24 protein-coding genes are annotated in these 24,743 nt (G+C 34.1%); 11 read left to right on the forward strand and 13 right to left on the reverse strand.

Annotated features, from left to right (window positions below; all coding sequences use genetic code 11):
- The first annotated feature begins 1 nt into the window (after nt 1).
- Both EW15_RS00090 and rsgA read left to right on the forward strand, forming a co-directional pair.
- Nucleotides 2-241: a sulfurtransferase TusA family protein gene (locus EW15_RS00090; RefSeq protein ID WP_038650433.1), complete on the forward strand. Its 240-nt coding sequence runs from the start codon at nt 2-4 to the stop codon at nt 239-241.
- Nucleotides 234-1,172 carry a ribosome small subunit-dependent GTPase A gene (rsgA, locus tag EW15_RS00095; protein ID WP_038650436.1) on the forward strand — a complete coding sequence of 313 codons (939 nt, stop codon included), beginning with the start codon at nt 234-236 and terminating at the stop codon, nt 1,170-1,172. Before EW15_RS00090 ends, rsgA begins: the two co-directional genes overlap by 8 nt.
- On the opposite strand, the gene EW15_RS00100 is transcribed toward rsgA, so the two are convergent.
- Genes EW15_RS00100 through murC form a run of 3 tightly spaced genes read right to left on the reverse strand, consistent with a single transcriptional unit; the run spans nt 1,141 to nt 3,859 of the window.
- Nucleotides 1,141-1,488, reverse strand: a complete 348-nt coding sequence (locus EW15_RS00100; RefSeq protein ID WP_038650438.1) for a YbaB/EbfC family nucleoid-associated protein — start codon at nt 1,486-1,488, stop codon at nt 1,141-1,143. The two genes, rsgA and EW15_RS00100, sit on opposite strands and share 32 nt — an antisense overlap.
- A gap of 37 nt (nt 1,489-1,525) precedes the next feature.
- Complete coding sequence (gene murB, locus EW15_RS00105; RefSeq protein WP_038650441.1) at nt 1,526-2,401, reverse strand: UDP-N-acetylmuramate dehydrogenase; 876 nt, start codon at nt 2,399-2,401, stop codon at nt 1,526-1,528.
- Between the two features lie 3 nt (nt 2,402-2,404).
- A complete protein-coding gene (gene murC / locus EW15_RS00110) occupies nt 2,405-3,859 on the reverse strand; it encodes a UDP-N-acetylmuramate--L-alanine ligase (protein ID WP_071841073.1) in 1,455 nt (484 codons plus the stop codon).
- A gap of 179 nt (nt 3,860-4,038) precedes the next feature.
- Between murC and gap the strand changes: the two genes are divergently transcribed.
- The gene (gene gap, locus EW15_RS00115) at nt 4,039-5,061 is read left to right on the forward strand and encodes a type I glyceraldehyde-3-phosphate dehydrogenase (protein WP_038650443.1); all 1,023 of its coding nucleotides are present in this window, start codon (nt 4,039-4,041) and stop codon (nt 5,059-5,061) included.
- A 16-nt stretch (nt 5,062-5,077) separates the two neighbouring features.
- Here the strand turns inward: gap and thiL are convergent, their stop codons facing one another.
- Together thiL and EW15_RS00125 are read right to left on the reverse strand one after the other, a co-directional pair.
- Nucleotides 5,078-6,061 carry a thiamine-phosphate kinase gene (gene thiL / locus EW15_RS00120; RefSeq protein ID WP_038650445.1) on the reverse strand — a complete coding sequence of 328 codons (984 nt, stop codon included), beginning with the start codon at nt 6,059-6,061 and terminating at the stop codon, nt 5,078-5,080.
- 12 nt (nt 6,062-6,073) lie between these two features.
- Nucleotides 6,074-7,150: a peptidylprolyl isomerase gene (locus EW15_RS00125; protein WP_038650448.1), complete on the reverse strand. Its 1,077-nt coding sequence runs from the start codon at nt 7,148-7,150 to the stop codon at nt 6,074-6,076.
- A 63-nt stretch (nt 7,151-7,213) separates the two neighbouring features.
- Between EW15_RS00125 and efp the strand changes: the two genes are divergently transcribed.
- Nucleotides 7,214-7,777, forward strand: coding sequence for an elongation factor P (gene efp, locus EW15_RS00130; protein ID WP_038650450.1), 564 nt, complete (start codon nt 7,214-7,216; stop codon nt 7,775-7,777).
- A complete protein-coding gene (gene accB / locus EW15_RS00135; RefSeq protein ID WP_038650453.1) occupies nt 7,774-8,277 on the forward strand; it encodes an acetyl-CoA carboxylase biotin carboxyl carrier protein in 504 nt (167 codons plus the stop codon). Before efp ends, accB begins: the two co-directional genes overlap by 4 nt.
- A 9-nt stretch (nt 8,278-8,286) precedes the next feature.
- On the opposite strand, the gene pdxA is transcribed toward accB, so the two are convergent.
- The 5 genes from pdxA to EW15_RS00165 form a co-directional block, all read right to left on the reverse strand.
- Complete coding sequence (gene pdxA / locus EW15_RS00140; RefSeq protein ID WP_038650456.1) at nt 8,287-9,312, reverse strand: 4-hydroxythreonine-4-phosphate dehydrogenase PdxA; 1,026 nt, start codon at nt 9,310-9,312, stop codon at nt 8,287-8,289.
- Nucleotides 9,313-9,498: 186 nt separating this feature from the next.
- Nucleotides 9,499-10,395, reverse strand: coding sequence for an SDR family oxidoreductase (locus tag EW15_RS00145; protein ID WP_038654907.1), 897 nt, complete (start codon nt 10,393-10,395; stop codon nt 9,499-9,501).
- Between the two features lie 261 nt (nt 10,396-10,656).
- Entirely contained in the window at nt 10,657-11,067 is a 411-nt protein-coding gene (locus EW15_RS00155; RefSeq protein ID WP_038650461.1) for an HNH endonuclease, read from the reverse strand.
- A 141-nt stretch (nt 11,068-11,208) separates the two neighbouring features.
- Nucleotides 11,209-11,631 carry a DUF6554 family protein gene (locus EW15_RS00160; protein ID WP_038650464.1) on the reverse strand — a complete coding sequence of 141 codons (423 nt, stop codon included), beginning with the start codon at nt 11,629-11,631 and terminating at the stop codon, nt 11,209-11,211.
- 418 nt (nt 11,632-12,049) lie between these two features.
- On the reverse strand, nt 12,050-13,204 hold the full coding sequence (locus EW15_RS00165) for an alanine--glyoxylate aminotransferase family protein (protein ID WP_038650467.1): 1,155 nt from the start codon (nt 13,202-13,204) through the stop codon (nt 12,050-12,052).
- Between the two features lie 79 nt (nt 13,205-13,283).
- On the opposite strand from EW15_RS00165, the gene cbiD reads away from it, so the two are divergent.
- Together cbiD and guaA are read left to right on the forward strand one after the other, a co-directional pair.
- Nucleotides 13,284-14,429, forward strand: a complete 1,146-nt coding sequence (gene cbiD / locus EW15_RS00170; protein WP_038650470.1) for a cobalt-precorrin-5B (C(1))-methyltransferase CbiD — start codon at nt 13,284-13,286, stop codon at nt 14,427-14,429.
- A 66-nt stretch (nt 14,430-14,495) separates the two neighbouring features.
- The gene (gene guaA, locus EW15_RS00175) at nt 14,496-16,082 is read left to right on the forward strand and encodes a glutamine-hydrolyzing GMP synthase (RefSeq protein WP_038650471.1); all 1,587 of its coding nucleotides are present in this window, start codon (nt 14,496-14,498) and stop codon (nt 16,080-16,082) included.
- 298 nt (nt 16,083-16,380) lie between these two features.
- Here guaA and EW15_RS00180 read toward each other — a convergent pair whose 3' ends face one another.
- Nucleotides 16,381-18,336: a tetratricopeptide repeat-containing sulfotransferase family protein gene (locus EW15_RS00180; RefSeq protein ID WP_052041133.1), complete on the reverse strand. Its 1,956-nt coding sequence runs from the start codon at nt 18,334-18,336 to the stop codon at nt 16,381-16,383.
- 716 nt (nt 18,337-19,052) lie between these two features.
- On the opposite strand from EW15_RS00180, the gene EW15_RS00185 reads away from it, so the two are divergent.
- Nucleotides 19,053-19,244 carry a hypothetical protein gene (locus tag EW15_RS00185; RefSeq protein WP_038650473.1) on the forward strand — a complete coding sequence of 64 codons (192 nt, stop codon included), beginning with the start codon at nt 19,053-19,055 and terminating at the stop codon, nt 19,242-19,244.
- Nucleotides 19,245-19,652: 408 nt separating this feature from the next.
- On the opposite strand, the gene EW15_RS00190 is transcribed toward EW15_RS00185, so the two are convergent.
- Together EW15_RS00190 and EW15_RS00195 are read right to left on the reverse strand one after the other, a co-directional pair.
- Nucleotides 19,653-21,872, reverse strand: coding sequence for a tetratricopeptide repeat protein (locus tag EW15_RS00190; RefSeq protein ID WP_038650475.1), 2,220 nt, complete (start codon nt 21,870-21,872; stop codon nt 19,653-19,655).
- Between the two features lie 944 nt (nt 21,873-22,816).
- Nucleotides 22,817-23,002 carry a hypothetical protein gene (locus tag EW15_RS00195; protein WP_038650477.1) on the reverse strand — a complete coding sequence of 62 codons (186 nt, stop codon included), beginning with the start codon at nt 23,000-23,002 and terminating at the stop codon, nt 22,817-22,819.
- 166 nt (nt 23,003-23,168) lie between these two features.
- On the opposite strand from EW15_RS00195, the gene EW15_RS10700 reads away from it, so the two are divergent.
- The 3 genes from EW15_RS10700 (at nt 23,169) to EW15_RS00200 (ending at nt 24,728) form a co-directional block, all read left to right on the forward strand.
- Nucleotides 23,169-23,405 (forward strand): hypothetical protein, encoded by a 237-nt coding sequence (locus tag EW15_RS10700; RefSeq protein ID WP_156095696.1) that lies wholly within the window; start codon nt 23,169-23,171, stop codon nt 23,403-23,405.
- Between the two features lie 52 nt (nt 23,406-23,457).
- The gene (locus EW15_RS10705) at nt 23,458-23,628 is read left to right on the forward strand and encodes a hypothetical protein (protein ID WP_156095697.1); all 171 of its coding nucleotides are present in this window, start codon (nt 23,458-23,460) and stop codon (nt 23,626-23,628) included.
- A 737-nt stretch (nt 23,629-24,365) separates the two neighbouring features.
- The gene (locus EW15_RS00200; RefSeq protein ID WP_038650479.1) at nt 24,366-24,728 is read left to right on the forward strand and encodes a hypothetical protein; all 363 of its coding nucleotides are present in this window, start codon (nt 24,366-24,368) and stop codon (nt 24,726-24,728) included.
- Nucleotides 24,729-24,743 lie beyond the last annotated feature (15 nt).

Below are 24,743 nucleotides of genomic sequence, written 5' to 3' on the forward strand. Positions count from 1 at the left end.
AGTGGAGAAAAATATCTTCATTGATCATTATTTAGATTTGAGTGGCCTTCCTTGTCCAGTAAATTTTGTTAAATGTTGTCTGGCTTTAGAAAACTTATCGTCAAATCAAGTTTTAAAAGTAGATCTTGATAGAGGCGAAGCAGAAACTAGTGTTATCGATGGTTTGCAAGAGAAAGGTTATAAAGTAAAAATATTGACTAAACACTCTAAAAAAGTATCTTTGATAATATCGAGTGAATAAAAATAAACCTAATAAATCTAAAGGTATTGTTGTTGCACTGAAGGCAAATTTTTTAATTGTTGAGATTGACTATTTAAATTTTAAGGACGATTCATTTGATCAATTGTATGAAAAAATTAGACTTTTATGCACTCGAAGAAGTAAGTTAGATTATCAAGGTTTATTTATAGATGTAGGGGATATAGTTTCCGTTGAGTCTATAGATTATAAAAACAAAATAGCTGTAATTTCAGAAGTGGGGCCGCGAAAAAGTTTTTTAAAACGTCCAGCGGTGGCAAACGTTACTTTATTATCTATTTGTATCTCAGTTGATGAGCCTTTATTTGATATTGAGCAAACAAGCCGTTTTTTATTAACAGCTGAATGTGCAAATATAGAGCCTTTAATAATCTTAACCAAAATAGATTTAATTACAAAGAATGATTTAATTTTATATATAAATAAATTTAAATCTTGGGGGTATGATTGTTTACCTGTATCTATATATAATTCTCAGGGTATTGATTCATTAATAGAACGATTTCGAAAGACAAAATTAACTGTTCTTGCGGGTCCTTCTGGAGTAGGAAAGACAAGTTTAATTAATCATTTAATCCCATCCGTTTCTCTACCTACTTCAACTGTTTCAAAAAAATTAAAGAGAGGCACACATACGACTAGACATGTCGAACTTTTTGCAATTGGAAATGGTTCACTTCTTGCTGATACACCAGGGTTTAATCGTCCAGAAATAGTATGTGAGCCAACTGGTTTTGCTTCTTTGTTTCCTGAGTTTCGAACACAGTTAGCCACATCACAATGTAAGTTCCGTAATTGCTTGCATAGAGATGAGCCGGGTTGTGTAATTAATAAAGATCTTGAAAGATATTCTTTTTATCGTGAGAACCTTGAGGAAATGATTAATTCTCATCTCCCATACCAGGCAGGTTAAGTTTGAATCCACCGGTTAAATCTTCCATTCGCTCTTTCATTGTCGAAGTTGAAACTTCGTGAGCGGATTTCATAGCATCTAATATGGCTTTTTCGATTATTGCTTTGTCTTCAGAAAGAAGAGATGGGTCAATTTTTACACGTAAAGGTTTTTGATTCCCTGACATCCATATCTTTGCCCTATTGTCATTATTTGTGCCCTCTATTTCCATAACTTCAAGCTCTTCTTGAAGTTTTTGGGCATTTTGCTGAATTTGTTGTGCTTTTTTAAAAGCTTCTGTGAGTTGTCCAAAATTTGGTAGTCCGAATCCAGCCATGAGAATTTCCTATTGTTATTGATTTTAGGGTTTAAATTTAAAAGCCACATTGTTTAACTTCTGTTTCTAACAAGATTCCATAAGAATCAAAAACTCTTTTCTTGACATATTTAATCAATTCTCTGACGTCATAAGAGGAAGCTTGGTTTGCGTTAATTATAAAATTTGAATGTATTTTGGATATTTCTGCTCCACCAAAACGAAATCCTTTTAAACCAATTTCTTCAATTAATTTTGCAGCTTTCAAAGGTTCTGGATTACGAAAAACACTGCCGCATGTTTGAGCTTGATAAGGTTGAGTTTTTAATCGATGATTTAAGTTTTCATTTGTGACCTGTCGAATTTCTTCTGCATGACCTGACATCAGCTTGAGTCGAGCAGAGATAACAATTAATTTTTCATTTTGAAGCAGACTGTGTCGGTATCCAAAATTGAGATCCTTGCCCTTGATCATTTTGTATTCACCTGTCAAAGATAGCGTTGTAATACTCTCGAGATAGTTAGATATGCAATCTTCTTGTGCCCCAGCATTCATAACTACAGCCCCACCAATTGTTCCTGGTATTCCTACAGCCCATTCGAAGCCATGAAGTCCACTCGCAGCCGCTTTTCTCGCCAGAGTAGGAAGCATTTCACCGCTAAGGACTTCGATAATTCCATTGTTTTTATCAATTTGAATTCCTTTGAAATTACGCATACATAGACTTAAACCTTTAATTCCTTTGTCATTTATTAAAAGATTTGATCCAGCACCAATAATATTGCAAGGAATTTTTTTCTTATTTATCCAAGTAATTAAATAATTAATTTCTTCTATATTTTTTGGTTGAGCAATCCATTCTGCAGGACCCCCTATTCTCCAAGTAGTGAAATTTGATAAGGAAATATTTTTCTCTAATTTAATGGAATTCATTTATTAAGCGGCTATATTATTGCTGATTAATTTATTATTGAGTAATTCTAAAAATAGATTTTCACATATTAGATTAATATCTCCTGCTCCCATTATTAAAATCAAGTCTTTTTCAAGTGTATGTTTTTTTATTATTTTTATCACATCTTGATTGTTATCTGGTGTATATATTTCTAGGTTAGGTTTAATTTTTTTTAACTCATCTCCAATATTCTTATTATTTATATCTTCGACTTTATCTTCTCCAGCAGAGTAAATTGGAGTTATAATTACTAAATCAGATTGACTTAGACTTTTTGCAAATTCCTTTTGAAACTTTTGAGTTCTACTATATCGATGTGGCTGAAATATGGTAACTAATCTTCTAGGCAAAATTTTTGAAAGTTTATGTTTTGTCTTGATGATAGTAGATGCAATTGATATTGCAGCATCAATTTCGCTCGGATGATGAGCATAATCCTCAACTATTAATCTATTTTGCCATAATCCTTTAAATTCAAACCTTCTTGAAGGGAGCTTTAAATTCTTAATTCCTTCTTTTATATCTTTGAAAAGAATTCCAGCTACTCTGCATGCAGCTATTGCAGCTACTGTATTGCTTAAATTGTGTATTCCAGGAACTGGTATTTTTATAACATCAATAAACTTTTCTTTTTCATAATACTCTGCAATAATTTCATATCCATTAGATTCTTTCGGAATTAGTGCAAAATCTATATTATTAATTTTTTTAATCGAAAATAATTTAGAACTCTGTATATTATCTCTAAGATTTTCACAATCAAAATTAGTAATTAAGCATTCACACTTTTGAGCAAATTGTTTCATTGTTTTTATTAAATCTTCTAGATCTAGATAATGATCAACATGTTCAAGTTCTAAATTCGTAATCAATCCGATATTTGGATTAAAGTTTACTAACGATCCATCCGATTCATCTGCTTCTGCGATCAAAAATTCACTATTGCCAAAATTGTAGTTTTTTTTGTAGAGAGGTATAATTCCGCCTATGATAGCCGTCGGATTCTTATTGGCATATGAAAATAATGTTGTAATGTAAGTACTTGTAGTTGTTTTGCCATGAGATCCTGAGACAATTATTGATCTTTTTTGTTCAATTAAAAAGGCCAATATTTCAGAACGATGTTTAATTGTTAAATTATATTTTCTTGCTTTAGATAATTCTGAATTATCTCGATGTATTGCTGAACTTCTAACAACTAATATATTTTTTCCATGGACTTTAAGAATTTCATCAATATTCGATTCTGCTTGGGTTGGAAAGGTGTGGACTTTATTTTCTGCTAATTTCTTTAAAGTTAGGTTTTTTTTCTGGTCAGAGCCAGAAATTGAATATCCTTTTTTCGCGAGAATCATTGCTAGAGCAGACATACCAATACCACCGATTCCAATAAAATGAATATGAGTTGGTAACTCTGTTGTTTTCTTCAATTTCACTTCAGTGTCCTTAGAAAGATAACTCTTCATTGATTTAAAGGCACATTTTTTAAAGAATTAGAGAGTTTTTGTACTTTTTATGTCCTTAACGCTTCAATTATTTTTCAAAATGCGCAGAAAATGATCATCGTTCTGTATGATTAGCGGCCAGTAGCTTGTGCGGTTTTACCGTTTTTGAAATGACCTTGCGTGTAGCGATTAATGGATTCGGAAGAATTGGACGCAATTTTATGCGTTGTTGGCTTAGTAGGGGTGCAAATACAAATATTGAGGTGGTCGGCATTAACGTCACTTCTGACCCAAAAACTTGTGCACATTTGCTCAAATATGACTCTATTTTAGGTGCTATAAAAGACGCCGAAATTTCACATACAGACGATACATTTCAAATTAATGGCAAAACTATAAAATGTTACTCAGATAGAAACCCTTTAAATCTTCCCTGGAAAGAGTGGGGAATTGATTTAGTAATTGAGTCAACAGGCGTATTTAATACAGATGTGGGTGCTAGTAAGCATCTACAAGTTGGGGCTAAGAAGGTCATTCTTACTGCACCTGGTAAGGGTGATGGTGTAGGTACATATGTTGTTGGTGTTAACGCTGATTCCTACTCTCATGAAGATTTTGATATCCTCAGCAATGCAAGTTGTACCACCAATTGTTTAGCTCCAATCGTAAAAGTTTTAGATCAAAAGTTGGGAATTAATAAAGGGTTAATGACCACGATTCATAGTTATACGGGAGATCAAAGAATTCTTGATAATGCTCATCGCGATTTACGTCGTGCAAGAGCAGCAGCAATGAATTTGGTCCCTACTTCAACCGGAGCGGCAAAGGCTGTTGCACTTGTTTATCCACAAATGAAAGGGAAATTAACTGGTATTGCGATGCGAGTCCCTACTCCTAATGTTTCTGCAGTTGATTTGGTTTTTGAATCAAGTCGTAAAACTAGTGCTGAAGAGGTCAATTCATTATTGAAAACTGCTTCACAGGGAGAAATGAAAGGAATCATTAAATATGGTGATTTGCCTCTGGTTTCTACTGACTATGCAGGAACGAATGAATCAACCATTGTTGATGAAGCTTTAACAATGTGTATCGATGACAATATGGTCAAAGTTTTAGCTTGGTATGACAATGAGTGGGGTTACAGTCAAAGGGTTGTTGACTTGGCTGAAATTGTTGCTCAGAAATGGAAGTAAAAATTAAGTTATAGCGCTAAAAATGTCGAAATCTACTGGATTGGTCAATTTTAGTTTGTTCTAAATTATCCCAGAAAATATTGGGTTTACCTTTTTTGATAAACCCAATAATTTTGGCATGTTTTAATTTATTTGATAATGACTTTGCCCATTCTTTAGGAAGACTCAGTATCAATTCATAGTCCTCACCACCATTCAGGATCCATTCATCCCAAATATCATCTTCTGGCCAGTCGGGATATTTGAGAATAGAAGTTTTTGATAAAACTGCTTGACAATTACTGGCTTGGCAAATTCCTCTAATTGATTCAATTAGTCCATCGCTGCTATCAGTTCCTGCGGCTCTCCAACTCGTTGATTGAGGTTTACAAGCTATTAATGCTTTGAGTGCTTTTAATGCAGGATAGGGGCGTTTGTGTGCTTTGACAGCCTTATTAATCAGCTCAGGACTTAGGTGGGATTCACTTGGCAGTTTCTCGGATGTTAAAAGGGCCAATCCTAGCCTACTTAATCCATGGAATCCAGTGCTAACAATGTAATCTCCAGGTAAAGCATTTCCTCTATGTAGTCTGGGTAGATTCATTTCTCCAATTGCTGTAATTGAAATCATTTTTGTTTCTCCGCATGAGCAATCTCCACCGATTATTTCTCCTCCAAATTCTTGCATTGCTTCCCACATTCCTTCATATAGATTCTCAACCCATTTCCAATCTGTGTTTGGCGGCAAAACAAGCCCAACAGTAAAGGAAATTATATTTTCTGAGCCGCTGCAAATAAGATCAGAAATATTTGTGGTAATACATTTCCAGCCAATATCTTTAGCATTAGATATTTCATCTGAAAAATGAATTTTTTCTACAAGTAAATCAGTATTAATTAATAAACTTTTATTTTTTGTATTTATTTCTGCGACATCATCATCTATTTGTCCGCAGCGCATAAACTTTTTTAAACGATTTAGTAATTCTATTTCACCTAAATCTTTAATTGTAGTTGTCACTTTGTTTCAAATTTAAGCTTTAAGTTTTAGATTTTCTGAACCATTTAATACTGTAATCGAGATAATTTTATCATCTACTCCAAGTTTATTTAATATTTCTGAACCTTCTATGACGTAGCCAAAAGCTGCGTTTCTTCCATCAATAAGATTACGTCCAGCTGGATTTAATTCAGCTTCATATAAGAAGAAGAAAAACTGCGATGAACCATCATTTAAATCTGTATCAGAGTGAGCCCAGCCAAGTGTTCCTAAAGTTGCAAATGGAAGAACTGGGGTCTCAGTGTAAAGACCAACGTCTTCAAAAGTTTCTCCATAAAGTGTATCTTCCAAACTAGAAGTTCTTATTTCTAATGGAACTCTTCGCAACTCATTATTATCAGGGTCTATATATCCAATTGTTTCTCCTTTAGGATCCCCAGTTTGAAGAATAAAAAACTCTTCAGCCCTATTGATTGGTAAACCATCGTAAAAACCTTTCATTGAAAGATCTATAAACGCACCAGCTGTAAGCGGAGCATTGTAACCATCAATAATTGCATTCATATTTCCTTTTGATGTTTTAATTTCTACATTTGCTCTACCTAAAAGTCTTGGTAGATTATTGTATTCACTGGGTATTTTATATGGGAAATTTTTTGTAATAAGAAGAGATTCTATATCATCAATTGTTTTTAAGCTTTGACGCCTTACGTCAAGAAATGAGACTTTATTTTTTTCGTTCGCTATTTGACCTAACTCATCAAGCTCTTTTTTCAAATTAGAAAGTAGATTAGCCGCATTTTCTCTATTTTCCTCTGGCATTGAATCAAGAATTTGATTTTTTTTGTTACTGACTAGGAATTGACTTCTTGAAGTGGCTTTGCTGATAGCTGACCATCTACTTCCTCGAAGATCTTCACTGGTATCTTCTAGTTTGTTTTGTAATTCACGTAATTCTTTTTGGTCAATCGGTAAAGAATTTCTTAATATTGCGTATGGATCTTTCAATCGATTACCATTTGGAAGGCTTGCAACAGCAGGGTCAATCCATGGAGAGCTTAAAGAAAACAGGATTGTTATCAGGGCAAGAATGCAAATCTTTTTCGCCATGTTAATTCTATGTTTTGCATGACTTTGGCACAGACTTATGATCGATTGGTATCTTTTGTGTGAATGATTTCAAGTAACGACTTTCGCACTGGCACTACGATCGAGTTAGACGGTGCAGTTTGGCGTGTTATTGAATTTCTACATGTCAAGCCTGGTAAGGGTTCTGCCTTTGTTAGGACCAAATTAAAGGCCGTCGTGAGCGGTAGTGTTGTTGAAAAGACTTTTAGGGCTGGGGAAATGGTTCCTCAAGCTCTTTTAGAGAAATCAAAGTTGCAACACACTTATATGGACGGAGATGATTTTGTATTTATGGATATGACTTCTTATGAAGAAACTCGTCTATCAGCTAAACAAATTGGTGAAAGCAGGAAATATCTAAAGGAAGGTATGGAGGTTAATGTAGTGTCTTGGAATGAAAAACCTCTTGAAGTTGAATTGCCCAATTCAGTTGTTTTAGAAATAAAAGAAACTGATCCTGGCGTAAAAGGTGACACTGCTTCTGGAGGAACAAAGCCTGCAATCTTGGAAACAGGAGCCCAAGTAATGGTCCCATTATTTATTTCAATTGGTGAGAAAATTCGAGTAGACACTCGAAATGACAGTTATCTAGGCCGAGAAACACAATGACTATGAATCTTGATCACGAAGAGCTTCATCGCTTATTGGCAACTTTAGCTGAGAGTGATATTCAAGAGTTTCGACTTGAGGGAGAAGACTTTTGCTTGGAAGTTAAACGTAATCTTGGGACTTCTTCAGATTCAATAACTTCCAATAGGAAAATCACTTCAGAAGACATTGATCCACCACTAACCCCAACTCAATCTAAAATTGATGCTTCTCCTGTACAAAGCACCCCCCCTCCTTCCGTTCCAGGATCACGCTCTGATTTAGTTGAAGTTACAGCTCCTATGGTTGGGACCTTTTATCGAGCACCAGGCCCTGAAGAGCCCCCTTTCGTGGAGATTGGGTCCAGAATTACTGTAGGTCAAGCTGTTTGTATTCTTGAGGCAATGAAATTAATGAACGAATTAGAATCAGAGGTAAGCGGTGAAGTTATTGAAATTCTTGTAGAGAACGGAACACCAGTCGAGTTTGGTCAAGTTTTAATGAGATTAAAACCTGTGTAAATTTTTTATTTATTGAGAAAGGAGCCAAGCATTATTCATTGCTGCAATCATACTTTTTTCTCTTGCTTTGAATTTTCCTGCAATATCAAGAGCAGTCCCATGATCAGGTGATGTTCTCACAAAAGGCAACCCAAGAGTTGTGTTAACAGCTTCATCAAAGGCAATTAGTTTGACAGGGATCAGACCTTGATCGTGATACAAAGCGAGTATTCCATCAGGTGCATTATTTTGACTTGAGGCGGCATTCCATGCATTTCCTGATGAAATCCAACAGGTATCTGGAGGTATGGGTCCACTAATTTTGATGCTTGGATTATCTAATTTCCATTCATTTAAAATAGGAATGATTAAGTTTTGTTCTTCTATTCCAATTTTTCCTTCTTCCCCTGCATGTGGATTTAAGCCGGCTATTTGTATTGATGGCTTTTCTTTGAACTTACGACAGAAACTCAACAAGGTATCTAATTTATGCCTGATCAATGCTTTTGTTAAAGTATTATTTATTTTATTAAGTGGTATATGTGTTGTGGCTAATAAAGTATTAAATCTCCATCCATTATTTGGTGAGATAGCTGTAAAAAGCATAGATGTTTGTTTATTAGTTAATTTACCTAATAAATCAGTTTGCCCTGCAAATTTATGACCAGCTTTATGCCAGGCAATTTTAGAAATAGGTGCTGTTACTAGAGCATTAGCTTTTCCCTCGGAAAGTATATTAGTTGCATTTACAAGCCATTTAAAGCTCGCTGAACCAGAATATTTGTCTACTATTCCTGGAATAACTTTATTTTCTAAAGGGATATCGATAATATCAAGCTTGTTCGGATCGGGAATATTATCTATTCCATGCTTAATTAACTTTGAATAGGTTTCATGAATATTATTTTCGCATCCAACAAGCAAAGGCTTTATATTTTTATTTAACCTCTTAGAGCCAAGAGCTTTTAATGTTATTTCAGTCCCTATGCCTGCAGGATCTCCTAATGAAATAATAAGTTTAGTTTTCTTTTCTTTTGTATTTTGAGATTTTGTCATGTTTCGATTTTTTCTTTGGGGTTTTAATTTTTTAGCCAAGTGTTAAGTAAAAGTTGGCTTGCAATAGATTGGAATAAGTTTTTTAAAATATTGGGTTAATTTCATTTGACTTTAATTATTTAGTAACTAGGTTAAAATGACTTTTAAAATACATTTATTAATGATAATTTAAAAAAATAAAGATTATTAATTCATTTTTATATGCGAAAAACAATTCTTTAACCCAGATTTAAAATCAGGATAAATTAGAGAATAGCCAAGTTTTTTACATAATAACTCGTTATCAACTTTTCTATTCTCCTGCCAAAAAGATATTGCCATTGGACTCATTGTTGTTTGCGCAATTTCAAAAGGTACTGTTGATGGTAGAGATTTTTTGGCTATTTTGGCTGCGAAATTAAGCACGTCAAGATTACTTGCTGGCAAGTTATCGGCTACATTCACTACTGATGGAGTTCTCCCTTGAAAAAAGAGATTAATTAAGAATAAGACAGATCCAGCAATATCATCGACATGAATTCTTGAAAAAACTTGACCGGGTTTATCGATCATTTTCGTTGTTCCATTTAACAGGCTTTCAAATGCAGATCTTCCAGGCCCATAAATTCCTGGTAATCTGAGTATTTGAATCGGTAGCTTTGTATCTAGCCATTGTTTTTCACAGGACAATCTACGAATACTTCTTTCTTGTTGAGGGTTTGGAGACGTATTCTCATTTACCCAGTTACCTTTTGAATCTCCATATACACCAGTAGTTGATAAATAACCCACCCACTTTATCTTTTTTGAATTTAGTAATTGATTTTTAAGTTTAAGAAGCACAGGATCTTCTCCACTTAATAAAGGAGGTATACAACTTAAGACATGTGTTGCTCCTTCCAGAATTTCATTAGAAAATTTTTGATCGGTGTTAAATACAAAATCAGCTCCTTTGCTACCTTCTTTTCTCCGGCTGCATAAAACTTTTACTCCTAAATGCCTTCCTACACTTGCGATTCTTTGACCACTAAATCCACCTCCAAATATGATTAATTTTGATCTAGGCGGTAGAGGCTCAGATCGCTTGACAATATCTTGAATCATTAGTACAAATGTATTATGTTGATTATTTAGCAATGATTGCTTCTTATTTAAAGCCTAGTCTGAATTCCTCTAATGGCGCTAGGAAATTAAGGAACTATAAAAGAATATCTGAACAAGACAAAAATCAGATCATTATAAAACCCATACTCGCGTCAATTTGCTTTCTTTTTTGCATCATTCTTGTACCAGAAAAACCTTCTAACTTGACTTCGATTTGTGAAAAATATAATTCTTCTGCCGCTTGTCAAGTTTGGTAGAGTTTTAAGCTGCTTGCCAAGAATAATCTTCATTTGATCGCGATTTTGAATTTTTACGACTCTCATTAGGTTTAGGCTCAGCCCATTTTAGAAGCCTTAAAGCTAAACGTATGTCTCCTTCCGTCCAAGCTCTTATTGCCATAGATCGTCTTGGGTCGTAAAAACGTTGTTTTCTGTACCATTCAAAAGCATCATTATCTGTTTTGCTTCCATTACATGAGAGGCAGGCAGGCACACAATTTTCAGTAGTGCTTAACCCACCTCTACTTCTAGGTAGAATATGGTCAATTGATTCTGAATTTTTCCCACAATAAATACAATTGTTTCCGGTGAATTCATGTAATGATTTGCGCCATCTTCGATCACGTAGCTTTGGGCATAGATCTTCTAAGAAAACCGCATCCCTGTTATGCATGTGTAGAAATTAGCTAGTTGAATTTTGCCTTGATAGACCGATAAGTCAATGTATCGGATATTGCAATATTGTACTTTATAAGATTTTTTTTTAAATTGACTTTGAATTAGATCTAAAGTCTTCTTGTTTATATTAAATTAACTAATAACTATAACGATCTATATATTTCCCTTTTGGAGTTTTCTCTTCACTTTCCCCTGAAGAAGTTACTTCATTTCCTAATTCTTTATCATTATTAATTCCTATAGAACTCGAGTCACCCGTATATAGATCACCTAAATAATTAATGCAATCTGCATATTTTGTAGGATCTTGAACTACTTCTTCAACAATTAATGAAGCAGCTTGTTTTGGGGAAGTTTTGAATAAACCTTGTTTTTTATTTTTTATAAATTGATAGGCTGCTTGCCAGCTTGGTTCATGAGTATTGCCCCCATTCCTCATGAAGCAATATATATCTGCTCCATTTGTGACTGCTGCGTTAATTCTTAATCCTAAAGTGCTGCTGCAGAGTAAACAAATTATTGAAAGTGGTAAAAAGTTTCGCTTTATCCCTAATGGCATGATTTTAAGAGAATTATCAAATTTAAATTATCTATTTTTTTTGCTTCTGTCTAGCGTTAGTTAGTATTAGTTTTTTTTTATCGCATAAACTTTACGACATTGACTTTGGAAAAATTGTATATAAAAATATTGAATGAGATTTTGATTTTTTTTATATCTATCTTTCTTTTATTGTAGTTCAACAATATTTTTTGTGCCTACAAAAATACTAATGAATGCAGTTCAAGTGAAAAATAGATATTTTAAAAGAGGCTTATTTGTTCTTTAAAAATTTATCTAAGTATGCTGAGGAAGAAAATTTACAATCATGTGCTGGCTTGTTTTTCATAATTAGATAAAAGCTTTTAGGGAAGGACCTCAAGTGCTTCATCTAATTAAAACAATAAAGTTAAAAGTTATTCTATTGATCTATTAAATATTATTCTTTATTTAGTACTGAAATTGTTTTTGCAATTCCTTGACCAATGGGGACGTTTAGTTTGCCCATTTTATCAAGAGTACTTTCTAAAGCTGATATGACACTAATAATATCTCTATTATTGACAAAACCCAAATGTCCAATTCTAAATATTTTTCCTTTTAAATGATCTTGACCTCCAGCAAGGAGTATGTCGAAATCATTTTTTAATGCTTTTCTTATACTTTCAGCGTCGATATTCTCAGGTTTAACAGCTGTTATCGCTGGACTTCCAAAATCTTCTTTTGTAAATAACTTCAAACCCATTGCTTTTATTCCTTCTTGAGTTGCTTTCTGATGAAGAGAATGACGGGCAAATATATTATTTAACCCTTCTTTTTGCATCATTGTGAGTGAAGCTTCTAAAGCAAAGTATAAATTTATTGCAGGGGTAAAAGGATTGCTATTTTGATTAACTGTCTTTAAATATTGTTTTAGATCTAAATAAAATTTAGGTAAATCAGATTTATTATTTGCTTCCCATGCTCTTTTGCTCATAGCAACAAAGCTAAGGCCAGGTGGAATCATGTAACCTTTTTGAGAGCCTGAAGCTATTACATCTATTCCCCAGTCATCCATGGGGATGTTACATGCACCAAGACTTGTTACACAATCAGCAATAGTAATAGCTTGACTATGATTTTTTACTTCATTATTAATCGATTTAAGATCATTAATCACTCCTGTTGAAGTTTCTGAGTGAGTTAAAATAACTGCTTTAATTTTTTTATTAGTGTCTTCTTCAAGAATCTTTTTGAATTGATTTGGATCAAGAGGAGTTCCCCAATCAGCTTTGACTACTTTTACATTTAATCCATATGCTTTTGCTACTTTTACCCATCTTTCACCAAATTTTCCATTATCGCCGCAAATGACTTGATCACCTTTGCTTAATGTATTAATTATTCCTGCCTCCATTGCAGCTGTCCCACTTCCTGTAATTGTTAGGACGTCTGCAGTTGTTTGGTGAAGCCATTTGAGTTGCTCAGTTGTTTTTTGAACAATTTTTTGAAAATCTCCACTTCTGTGACCAATGGGGTGTTTACTCATGGAACTCAAAACATTCTCTGGAACCGGTGTCGGTCCAGGAATCATTAGATTGAGTTTGTCCTGCATTTACTTATTTAAATCTAGATTACTATTATTTTAAAAAATTATTTAGGGAATTTCCTTTATCGTCAGCTCTTCCAATGATTTGAATCAATTTACTCTTCCCGTTTGGGTCGTTGCGGCTGCAAAGTCAGCAACAAACACTCTTATTGGCAATAAATTTTTGGATAATGAGAGTATTGATTTACCAAATAAAGAAGAATCGATTACTGTACCTATTTCTTCTTCTGCTTTACTTGATAAGGGTGATAGATCTTTAGCAGTAACTCATTGTCAGTCTGGATTGGCTCTTGACATAACAAGAGGAGTAGAAATCTGGGCATATGTTCAATTTAGTAAAACAAGTTTTCAATCTAAAAGGGTAGTTGAAAATGGTTTCCCCGATTGGCTTGATTTTCATGCAGGTTTTGGAGTAGGTAAATTGCAAGGATCCGGTCAGCCATGTATATCTCAGTTTGCGCGTGATTTGCTTTGTATGAACCTATACCCCCTTTTGCCCAAGGGTAATTTAATTAAAGTCGAAATTATTTTACCTGAAGGGAAAGACCGTGCATTAAAGACAAGTAATGAAGCCTTTGGAGTTGTAGATGGATTGTCTCTCATTGGGACACAGGCGGAGGTTCAAATTAGTGCGTCTCCCGATCAGTTGAAAAACTGTAAAGAGATCTTGGAACACAAATGCTCTGAAGCAACATTTGATGGATGTCTGACTTTTGTAATTGGTGAAAATGGAATGGACTTAGCAATGAAATATGGACTTCCAGCTAATCAAATTATTAAAACGGGGAATTGGTTAGGTCCTCTTCTTGTTGCTGCTGCAGAAAATGGAGTCAAGAAACTTTTATTATTTGGGTATCATGGAAAACTGATAAAACTGTCTGGTGGCGTTTTTCATACACATCATCATCTTGCCGATGGAAGGATTGAAATTCTCACCTCACTTGCATTTAGAGAGGGCATCTCATTTGATTTGATTGAGTTAATAAGTAAATCAACATCGGTGGAAAATGCTTTATTGACCCTTGAAGTTAGTAACCCAGAGGCTGTGTCGTTGATTTGGAGAAGGATGGCCAAAGAAATTGAAATTAAAAGCAGAAACTATGTGAATAGATACTTGTCTTCATCGATGGAAATAGGATCTGTTTTATTTGATCGTAAAAGACAAATTCGTTGGGCTGGTTTTGACGGGTTAAAACAAATTAATTCTTTTGGGTTAATTCTTAAGCGATAGGCATATTCCTATTCTCTTAATTAGTCTATTTGATAAGAATGTTTCATAAGGATTCATCAGGTTGATATGGCTTCAATGATTTCAGCTGAAAAACGTAATCCAGCAATCGTAATTCTCGATTTTGGTTCTCAATATTCAGAATTAATTGCTCGAAGGGTTAGAGAGACAGAGGTTTATTCATTAGTTATGAGTTACACAACATCTGCTGACCAATTACGTCATCTCAAGCCTAAGGGAATTATTTTAAGCGGAGGCCCTGGATCTGTTTACGAAGAAGGTGCTCCATATTGTGATCCAGAGATTTTTAATTTAGGGATTCCTGTTCTTGGTGTTTGTTATGGAATGCAATTAATGGTTCATTTGCTAGGAGGATCTGTAAAACCTGCTACTGGCAAAGCCGAATATGGAAAGGCTCCTTTAGAAGTTGATGATCCAACAGCGTTATTAACTAATGTTATAAGTGGATCAACAATGTGGATGAGTCATGCTGATTCAGTTCAGAAATTACCCAATGGATTTGTCAGATTAGCTCATACTTCAAATACTTTAGAGGCAGCTATTGCTTTGCACGATAAGAGTTTTTATGGAGTGCAATTTCATCCCGAAGTTGTTCATTCCACTCATGGAATGGTTTTAATAAGAAATTTCGTATATTTTATTTGCTCCTGTGAGCCAGACTGGACAACAAATTTATTTATAGATGAAGCTGTTTCTCAAGTAAAAGAACAGGTAGGCGATAAAAAAGTTTTATTGGCTCTATCTGGTGGAGTTGATTCATCAACTCTTGCATTTTTATTAAACAAAGCCATAGGACCTCAATTGACGTGCATGTTTATTGATCAAGGTTTTATGAGAAAAGGTGAGCCAGAATTTTTAATGTCTTTTTTTGATGAGAAGTTCAAAATTAATGTTGAATATATCAATGCCAGAGAAAGATTTATTTCAAAATTAAAAGGAGTAACTGATCCTGAGCAAAAGCGTAAAATCATAGGTAGAGAATTTATTCGGGTTTTTGAAGAAGAGAGTCTTCGATTGGGACCTTTTGATTACTTGGCTCAAGGTACGCTTTATCCAGATGTAATTGAAAGTTCTGGAACAAATATTGATCCAAAAACTGGCGAACGAATAGCGGTTAAAATCAAAAGTCATCACAATGTAGGAGGCTTACCAAAAGATTTACAATTTAAATTGGTAGAGCCATTGAGACGTTTATTTAAAGATGAAGTCAGAAAAGTTGGTACATCACTGGGATTGCCTGATGAGATTGTTCGCAGACATCCATTCCCAGGTCCAGGATTGGCTATCAGAATTTTAGGAGAGGTTACTCATGAGAAACTAAATTGTTTAAGGAATGCAGATTTAATTGTGAGAGAGGAGGTTAATAATGCAGGCTTGTATAACCAGATTTGGCAGGCTTTTGCTGTCTTGTTGCCTGTGTATTCAGTTGGAGTAATGGGAGATCAAAGAACTTATGAGTGGCCAGTTGTTGTTCGTTGTGTTTCTAGTGAGGATGGAATGACCGCTGATTGGTCTCGTTTACCGTATGAAGTCTTAGAGAAAATTTCTAATCGAATAGTTAACGAAGTCGAGGGAGTTAATAGAGTTGTTTTGGATATAACAAGTAAACCACCAGGAACTATTGAGTGGGAGTAGCGGGAACGTCTACTTTCTAGTGATAACTTGATTTATATGGTTTTACGTAGGTTTTACGTGAGAGGTATGATGAGGATATAACTAGGGTTTTGAAGTGTCAGTTTTACGTGGGTTTTACGTGGCACATTTTCACCGTCTCCATGAAGAAATCGTAGAAAGATGCTTTTCTCTACACAACCAAATTATTTTTATACTTGTGAAGAGGTCTGATTTTCGCTTTACAAACCCAGAATAGATACATTCCCCTGAAAGTATTAGGATGTTTCTCTTCAAACTTTGCCCAGTTTTGTAAGTTTGTTTAGGAGGCGATGTCTTTGTATTTATCAGTTTGGGTAAGGATTTCAATCGCAGGTTTCAGCATATCTTTATAGTTCTTCCATCCACCAATTGATTTTGAATTGATTGGGGAACGAACTTGAACACTACTTGCCGTAGATACTGAGCGTGGATTTAGATGCGGTGTTAAAAATGAATCTTGCCATTTCCACCCTAACCAAGAGATCAAGGATTTAATTTCTTCCTTAGGATTGTTGACTAATGAGTCATAATTTAGGTCATATATTTTTGATTTAAATCTATTCTTATATTTTGTCATTAAGTCTTCTTGATCTAAATAAACTCTTGTGCAATCAACCAAGCAAGAGGAATAATCATTTCCATTAGCAAAATGTGTTCTGTAAATTGAAAGAATATTATCTAAAGGATTTCTATAGCAGTGAATAATGTATGCGTTGGGTATATGACAATGAATAATACCTGCGTATTGGTAGTTGTATAACCATTTGTTGGTTGTGATATTCATTTCCGTCTTATTATTTACTTTTTTCTTATATAAGTCAGCAAGATTTATATCTTGTTTAGACTTCTTATACTCAAGGAACGATTCCTCAAGAATATTAATTTCACCTAGATCATATACATCATTGCTCATACTAAGAATTGATTCCAATAATGTAGAACCACATCTAGGCATTCCTACAATAAAAATACTCTGAGAAGAATTTCTTGATGCTTTTTTATTAATTTCTTTCTTATCAGACTCAATAAGTAATGCTTTAGATTTATTGAACCTTATTTTAGGTTTAGATGGGTTAATATCAAGTTTTAATTTATTCGCTAATTTAAGGTATCTAGAACTTTCCTTATAATTTTTTTCCTTATGCAAAATATTTGCTATTGCGAAGTAAATATCAACTTGATTCTTTTGTAATTTATTTTTTAAAATATTTTTTGATAAGAGTTGATCCTGCCATATCTTATTCTCATCAGAATAGTTAATTAATGATAGTGAATAGTATGCTTTTGCGAAATCAGGATTAAGTTCAATTGCTTTGCGGTATGACAATTCTGCGTCTTGTAATTTACCAAGATCTCTCAATACATTCCCCAGATTGGAATGCGCCATTGCGAAATCAGGTTTGAGTGCAATTGCTTTGCGTTGAGACAATTCTGCATCTTGTAATTTGCCGAGATCTCTCAATACATTCCCCAGATTGGAATGCGCCATTGCGTAATCAGGTTTGAGTGCAATTGCTTTGCGGTATGACAATTCTGCATCTTGTAATTTGCCAAGATCATTCAATAAGACTCCCAGATTGGAATGCGCCATTGCGTAATCAGGTTTGAGTGCAATTGCTTTGCGGTATGACAATTCTGCATCTTGTAATTTGCCAAGATCTCTCAATACATTCCCCAGATTGGAATGCGCCATTGCGAAATCAGGTTTGAGTGCAATTGCTTTGCGGTATGACAATTCTGCATCTTGTAATTTGCCAAGATCTCTCAATACATTCCCCAGATTGGAATGCGCCATTGCGTAATCAGGTTTGAGTGCAATTGCTTTGCGGTATGACAATTCTGCATCTTGTAATTTGCCAAGATCTCTCAATACATTCCCCAGATTGGAATGTGCCATTACGAAATCAGGTTTGAGTGCAATTGCTTTGCGAGTAGATAATTCTGCTTCTTGTAATTTGCCAAGATCTTTTAATATGATTCCATAATTAGAAAAAACTCGGTGATCATTAAAACCTTGATTAATAAAATATTGATAATATTTTATTGCTTCTGAAATATTTCCTTTTACATTAAACTGAATTGCTTGATTAATTATTTTTTCTTGAGAAAGTTTAGAAATAGTATTGATATTAATAGTAAGATTTTCTTTGATTTCTCCTGAAGCAAATGGAACTGGAAATGTTTTTACTTCAGTGACTTTCTTCTTTTCTCCTCCTTCTTGAGTAGAACTATCCATCTTCTCTTATCTTTTCTCTCTTTTGGTTTTTCCGATTTTACTACTAATTTCAATCCTGATTAATTCTTTCTGAAATCATTTATCATTTATAGAGCGAGAATAAAAAGTAGGTCTGTATATTATTTCGCTACAAAAGCATCATTGAGTATATTTTTTCTTGTAATCCATTGGCACGACTGGGGTTTACGTGGGTTTTACGTGCTATGTATAAAGATGAAATCCGTTGGTATGACTGGGGTTTAGGGGTGCTCTTTTGCAAAGGACTATTGAGTGGGAATAGTTTAGGGCAGTCAAACCCAGTCCACCACTCAAAGTGCTTGTTCCACGTGAGTTCCACGTAGAAATTTAAGTGACAGAGTGACAGGGATTTGAAGAGTAAGTTCCACGTGTCACCTTCTCTGTAAAGACATCGTAGATAGTTCATTTTCTCTACACCTATTATTTTTAGTCAAATTACGATGGTTCTTAATTTTGAAAATCAATTGACGATTTCTCTACGGATTTAAAAAATTAATCAGACCCAAAAAGTACATTGCATGAAAAAGGGGGCGAGATTTTGGTCGCCCCCTTTGAGTTCAGCACTCATAATTCCAACTGAACTTTCCATCCGTACTAACCAACTTTGACCTACTGGAACGAAAGTGCTAGAACTCCTGATTTCTTTTTAATTCTTCTAAGATTCAAATTCAATCGTTAGAAGTACCTGATTAGGTCTTATGGCAAAAACTGAAAATGATCTTGATATTTACTATGCAGTTGGGAATGCCAATACTTCTAGGCAAGAAACTGAGATCGGAGAAATTATTAAAAAACGAAATTCATTGGGATGGAAATTAGTCTCTACCAGTACTGCTGTGGTTGATACGTCTAATCAATTCTCTAATTTGTATCTTTTTTGGGAAAAATAATATGAGTAAGGGAAAAGAGAAATTCAACGTGACGCAGGGTATGACTCTTTTGCTGCTAAAAAAACTTTCTTTGCCTGCAAACGTAGTTTTTCTAATGATTCTCTTTATTACTAACCCATCAAACAAGATTGGTTATGAGGATGAGTAGGCACAACAAAACCTGACCTAAAGCAGTTCTTTTTGAAGATCAGTCGCAAGTGTTTCCTTGTTCCTTATTGACTACTTTTTTAAGATGACTACTTATTCCTTTTCCAGTATTTCACTTCGTCCTCCTTTGAAAAGTCCATATGATAAAGAACAAAAGTTTATTTCTGCTCTATGCAACTATGCATATTTTCGTAGAGAAATCGTTGAAAGGTGTTTTTCTCTGAAATATTCAATATTTTTATACTTGTTAATTAGTCAGATTTACGATTTACAAACCCAGAACTGATACATACCTTCGAAGGTATTGGGATGTTTTTCTTCAAACTTTGCCCAGTTTTGTAAGTTCGTTTGTTTTTTATCTTCTGGGAAATATTGCTCATAGATCGATTTAATTTGTTTTTGAAGCAAGAATCCAAGAAACTTTAATTCATTAGATTTGAGAATTTCTTGTAGTTGCTTAATGTTGAATCTATGTTCCTGTGCATGAAAACAAAGATCACGGCAAGAAGAAAGTGTATAGAAATCAGAACTCTTTGTTAGAGAGTTTATTTCTGGTGTTTTTCCGGAAAAGATAGTTTCTCTAAAATTACGAATATGGTCCTCATTTGTTTGAAGTTTTTTGCTGGCAATATAATTCCTTGCTTTAATAATATTTTGTCTTGCTAATTCGCTATATAAACCCAATTTAAGAAATCCATTAGTTTTTAAAACCCCTAATAATGCTTTCAAACCTTTTGAGGGTTCATCCATATGATGTAAAACCCCTGAACATAAAATGATATCAAATTTTTCCTCTAGTAAATTAACTTCTAAGATATCCATTTGAATCAATTTAACATTATTGATTTCAAGTTCTTTTATTTTTCTTTGGGCATAAGAAAGACTAGACAAACTTAAATCTATGCCAGTAATCGTAGCATGGTTATAAATTTTCGCATGTAAAATCTGTTGACCTGTTCCACACCCAGCAATTAGAACTTTTAATTGACTATTTTCAGATTTGAAATTGATAGAACTAGGTTTTATTTCATTATTTATTGCCTGTGTAATAGATATCTTTTGACTTTCTAAATTATTCCCATACCTCCATCTAGGATATGGATTTTTCTCATATTGTGATTTTACTTTTCGAGAAATATAATCATTTATTCTACCTAGTTTTTTTATATTCTTAGACAAGTCAATTTCTTCTAGAGGTTCTGATATTTGTATGTTTATTAATTCTTTAAAACTTTGATTTGAAGAATTAAAAGATTTCAAAGATGGTATCCTATCCAGGAGTTTATATAAAGAAAAATAACAAGATAAAATTGAAATATTTATCTCATTTAATTCATTATTTTGGCATCTTTTGATGATATTATTTAGAGATATATTTTCTTCTTCAGTTAATGAGAAAATATATTCGTTAAGGAAGCATTGTTTTCCTAAAGTAATAATAAATTGTAATTCATAGTAATTTATTTCTTTTTTATTCTTTGCAATTTTAATGCATAAATACTTTCTTAAATTCGTTAGCAATTTCTCAAATCTAATATCCTGAAAAGTTATTTTTTTAAGGGCATTGATTATGACTTTATTATTAATTATTAATTCTATCTGGGAACATTCTGAATCTAATTTTTCTAGTTTACTGATTATTTCATTGTTATATACATAGTTAAATGAGTTTATTAATTCTTTATGAGATATATCATTTCTTTCTAGTAGAAGATTTAATATAGTTTTCACTTTTGATTTGCTTAACTTTGACGTATCAAAATCTCTAAGAAATTCCGTTATGAAGGAATAAATATTAGGATATGTTGGATTAATTTTAATTATTTGCAAGTAAGAATCAAATGCTTCTTCTAACTTGCCAACATCTGTCAATATTATCCCCAGATTTAAATGTGCTTCTGCGAAATTAGGATTCAGTTCAATTGCTTTGAGGTATGAGATTTCTGCGTCTTGTAATTTGCCAAGATCTGTCAATGTTATTCCCAGATTGTAATGTGCTTCTGCGAAATCAGGTTTAATATCAATTGCTTTTCGGTGGCATAATTCTGCATCTTTTAATTTGCCAAGATCTCTCAATGTTATTCCTAGATTGGAACGTGCTTCTGCGAAATCAGGTTTAATATCAATTGCTTTTCGGTGGCATAATTCCGCATCTTTTAATTTCCCAAGATCTCTCAATATCACTCCATAATTAGAAAAAACTTTGTGATCCTTATAACCTTGATTAATAAAAAGTTGATAATATTTTACCGCTTCTGAAACGTTTCCCTGTAAATGAAACTGGATTGCTTGATTAATGATTTGTTCTTTAGATGGTTTAGAAGAAGTATTTGTATTAATAGTAAGATTTTCTTTGATTTTTCCTAAATCAAATGCAACTGGGAATGTTTTCACCTCGGACATCTTCTTCTTTCCTTCATCTTCTTGACTAGAAAGATCCATCTTCTCTCCTGGTTCTTTTGACTTTACTACTAATCTCAACTCTTATGACTTCTTTCTGAAATCATATACCACCTATAGAGCAAGAATAAAAAGTAGATCTCTATATTATTTCTTTACGTATATGACCAGCTGACAAAAACATAGATGGCCACATAAATCGTAGAGAAATAATATACTACTTCTCTACATTTTATAGTTCCACACGAAAAAACCTTAAAAGTTATGGCATTTTCATTTTCACACCATTTCCACACCGCATATTAAGTGGTGCAAACCATATGCACCACTTAATAATTTCCATAGTTGCTATTGAGTGGGAATAGCAGAAACGTCTACTTTCCAGTGATAATTTGATTTATATGGTTTTACGTAGGTTTTACATGAGAGGATAGAGAACCTATGGCTAGGTTTTGGATGGGTCTGTTTTACGTAGGCTTTACGTGCTATTTGTAAAGATGAACCCCTTTGTTTGGTGCTTTAATTCGATCCATTTTGACTCTCTTTGTCGGTTTAGTGATGGGGACAATACTAATACAAATGTACTATATTTATCTATTAGGTCAAGTCACTTATTTTGTTCCATTAAAGAAGGGAGCGAGATTTTGGTCGCTCCCTCTGAGTCAAGCACTCAACTGACTGAACTTAAATTTTCATCCTTTATTTACTTTGACCCACAGAAGGTGCTGTGACTTCTAATTCATTAATTAAAAATCCAGATCAGGTAGAACATGAGAAAAAACTCCTGTTTAACCAACCACCCAATAATCTTTGTGTTTTCTGAGAATGAGTTTGAGAAGATCGGGAATCATTCGTTTTACCTCAATATTTCAACTTTAAGTAATCAGGAACAAGGTGTGGAAGTGTTCCAAGTGAGATTAAAAAGACAGAAAACCAAAGAAAGATCGATGAAAGAGTATTCGACCCATTGGATCTGAAACTACGTGTTGTTTGCATAATTAGACCTCCTGTTAGTTCAATGTTTTTTAGTAGTCCATTGAGCAGTTGCCAAACTGCAAGCATTCATTCTCATAATCGACCTCATCAAAATCAGCTTCATAATTCGAAACCAGATCGCACCAATCGTTCCCTTGCATCGGAACTCCACAAGATTTCGAGAATGTTTCTTTTACGTCTTCGATTGCATGTTTAAAAGGATTACCGCATGCCATGGTTTGACCTCCTAATAGTGCCTTGATTTATATCTACTCCTCCTAATAAAAAATATCTATAGGACAAAAACCCTAAAGTATTAACTCTGATTACCCTACAAAGAAAAAACCCTGCAACTAATCAGGGGTTTGGGTTGTTCCGACCATTGCAGAGACCGCACGAAAGGTGACTCTGTTCACATCAGGAGGTGTGAGATGTCTCCTTAGAGTCAATGTACATTTCCCTTTTTTTAATATCTTCGAGAGTGCTATTACTCTTAATTTATATTCAATACCACTAATCAAAAATATCTATGCAGAGAATCCAAATGTAGAAATACCTTGGTGTTCTCACCCCTATGAATTTCCATTTAATAGGAGTAGAACAAGATCAGGAGTCAAAGCACTTCAATTTCTGGGGTGATGGACTCGAAGGGGAGAAATACATGCCCCCTTACTTCATTTGAGGTATCTCTATGACTAGAAAAAGAGACAAGATTTGGACAGCAATCATTGCAACTAGACAATGGTTCACCAAACTTTTTACTAGTGAGGCAGATGCTTTAGTTGATAACTTCGGAAATAATCCACCACCAGAGATAGGACCTCAATCTTATTCGGGAGATATTCACGATAAAGGAGACTGATTGAATTCATTTAAATTGCATTAAGAAAGGGACCCTGCTGCTTCAGCGACCTTGAGTCCCTCTCTTCATTGACAGAACGAATTTTGGTAAGGAGTTGTTCTGCTTTTCCTTTTCTAATCAATTTCACAAAGGTTCTGCATCCGAAAAAATTCCTAATTAGATATCGTCCTCACTGTTTCCGAATGGGTTGTATCTGATATCAAAAATCAAAACTACTGCTGTGCTTAAAAGCAGTAATCCAAAAACAACTTGGGGAGGTGGAAATATCATTAGACCACTCTAGAAAAGGCACAAAAAAACCGCCCAGTTCTGTTAGGGCGGTTTCTTTGTGAGATCAGGCGCAAGTGTTTCCTTGTTTCCACTGCGGAGGATCTCAACTCCTCACAAAATAAACTTAATCAACATGACTCTTAGAAGGAATCCTGAGTATTTGAGTTCTTGAACTGTCACATATGACAATTCTTGTACATAAGGTATTAAAAAAGCACCCCACTTAAGCGAAGTTGAGTGCCTTTTTATAACAGAACTATTGTGTGAGGAGTTATTCTGTTATTTCATTTCTACTCCTGCATGCACCTTTTGTCACTACTAAAAAGATAAACTGATGAGAACCTACAAAATAGGAATAAGAACAAAGGATCCAAGAATAAAAAGTGGCGACCTTGCACGAGTTCTATCAATCATTAGATCCTGAATCAAATAAACTTTCTGAGTGGATTTGTGAAAAATAGAAGATTATGGATGAAACTTGGTTAAAAGAACTCAATCAAAGAAATATTGAGTTGGAAGGAGAAGATAGGGCGAAATGGGATGGTGCAACTGTCTCTGTTTCCTTCTCAGTTTTAAACAAATTAAGTCAGGCAGAACAAGGGAAATTTGAGATTACTGAATTCAAAAGAGCAACGAATGAAATTGAGCATTGGGCACGAGTAGAAGAAATATGCGATTTCTTTGGAGTTGTAGACCCTGATCTAGCAGGAGATGTCTATGTCAGAAAGTTCAAAAACTTAACTGTAGATGAAGAGAGTAAATGGATGGATTTAAAAGATATTAATGACGAGATGCCTGAGGGTTTTGGCGTAAAAATCGATCGGAGTTAAGGGAAGGCAAATAAT

Origin of the sequence: Prochlorococcus sp. MIT 0801 (genome assembly GCF_000757865.1) — a bacterium.
In the GTDB taxonomy this organism is placed as follows: Bacteria; Cyanobacteriota; Cyanobacteriia; order PCC-6307; family Cyanobiaceae; genus Prochlorococcus_B.

Coding starts and splice junctions, on each gene's coding strand:
- EW15_RS00165 (WP_038650467.1), bottom strand. CDS start 13,204: ATGCAGGACAAACTCAATCTAATGATTCCTGGACCGACACCGGTTCCA.
- murB (WP_038650441.1), bottom strand. CDS start 2,401: ATGAATTCCATTAAATTAGAGAAAAATATTTCCTTATCAAATTTCACT.
- EW15_RS00155 (WP_038650461.1), bottom strand. CDS start 11,067: ATGCATAACAGGGATGCGGTTTTCTTAGAAGATCTATGCCCAAAGCTA.
- EW15_RS00180 (WP_052041133.1), bottom strand. CDS start 18,336: ATGGATAGTTCTACTCAAGAAGGAGGAGAAAAGAAGAAAGTCACTGAA.
- EW15_RS00100 (WP_038650438.1), bottom strand. CDS start 1,488: ATGGCTGGATTCGGACTACCAAATTTTGGACAACTCACAGAAGCTTTT.
- EW15_RS00145 (WP_038654907.1), bottom strand. CDS start 10,395: ATGATTCAAGATATTGTCAAGCGATCTGAGCCTCTACCGCCTAGATCA.
- EW15_RS00185 (WP_038650473.1), top strand. CDS start 19,053: ATGGCAAAAACTGAAAATGATCTTGATATTTACTATGCAGTTGGGAAT.
- EW15_RS10705 (WP_156095697.1), top strand. CDS start 23,458: ATGACTAGAAAAAGAGACAAGATTTGGACAGCAATCATTGCAACTAGA.
- guaA (WP_038650471.1), top strand. CDS start 14,496: ATGGCTTCAATGATTTCAGCTGAAAAACGTAATCCAGCAATCGTAATT.
- EW15_RS00195 (WP_038650477.1), bottom strand. CDS start 23,002: ATGGCATGCGGTAATCCTTTTAAACATGCAATCGAAGACGTAAAAGAA.
- efp (WP_038650450.1), top strand. CDS start 7,214: ATGATTTCAAGTAACGACTTTCGCACTGGCACTACGATCGAGTTAGAC.
- EW15_RS00160 (WP_038650464.1), bottom strand. CDS start 11,631: ATGCCATTAGGGATAAAGCGAAACTTTTTACCACTTTCAATAATTTGT.
- pdxA (WP_038650456.1), bottom strand. CDS start 9,312: ATGACAAAATCTCAAAATACAAAAGAAAAGAAAACTAAACTTATTATT.
- EW15_RS00125 (WP_038650448.1), bottom strand. CDS start 7,150: ATGGCGAAAAAGATTTGCATTCTTGCCCTGATAACAATCCTGTTTTCT.
- EW15_RS00200 (WP_038650479.1), top strand. CDS start 24,366: ATGGATGAAACTTGGTTAAAAGAACTCAATCAAAGAAATATTGAGTTG.
- accB (WP_038650453.1), top strand. CDS start 7,774: ATGACTATGAATCTTGATCACGAAGAGCTTCATCGCTTATTGGCAACT.
- gap (WP_038650443.1), top strand. CDS start 4,039: ATGACCTTGCGTGTAGCGATTAATGGATTCGGAAGAATTGGACGCAAT.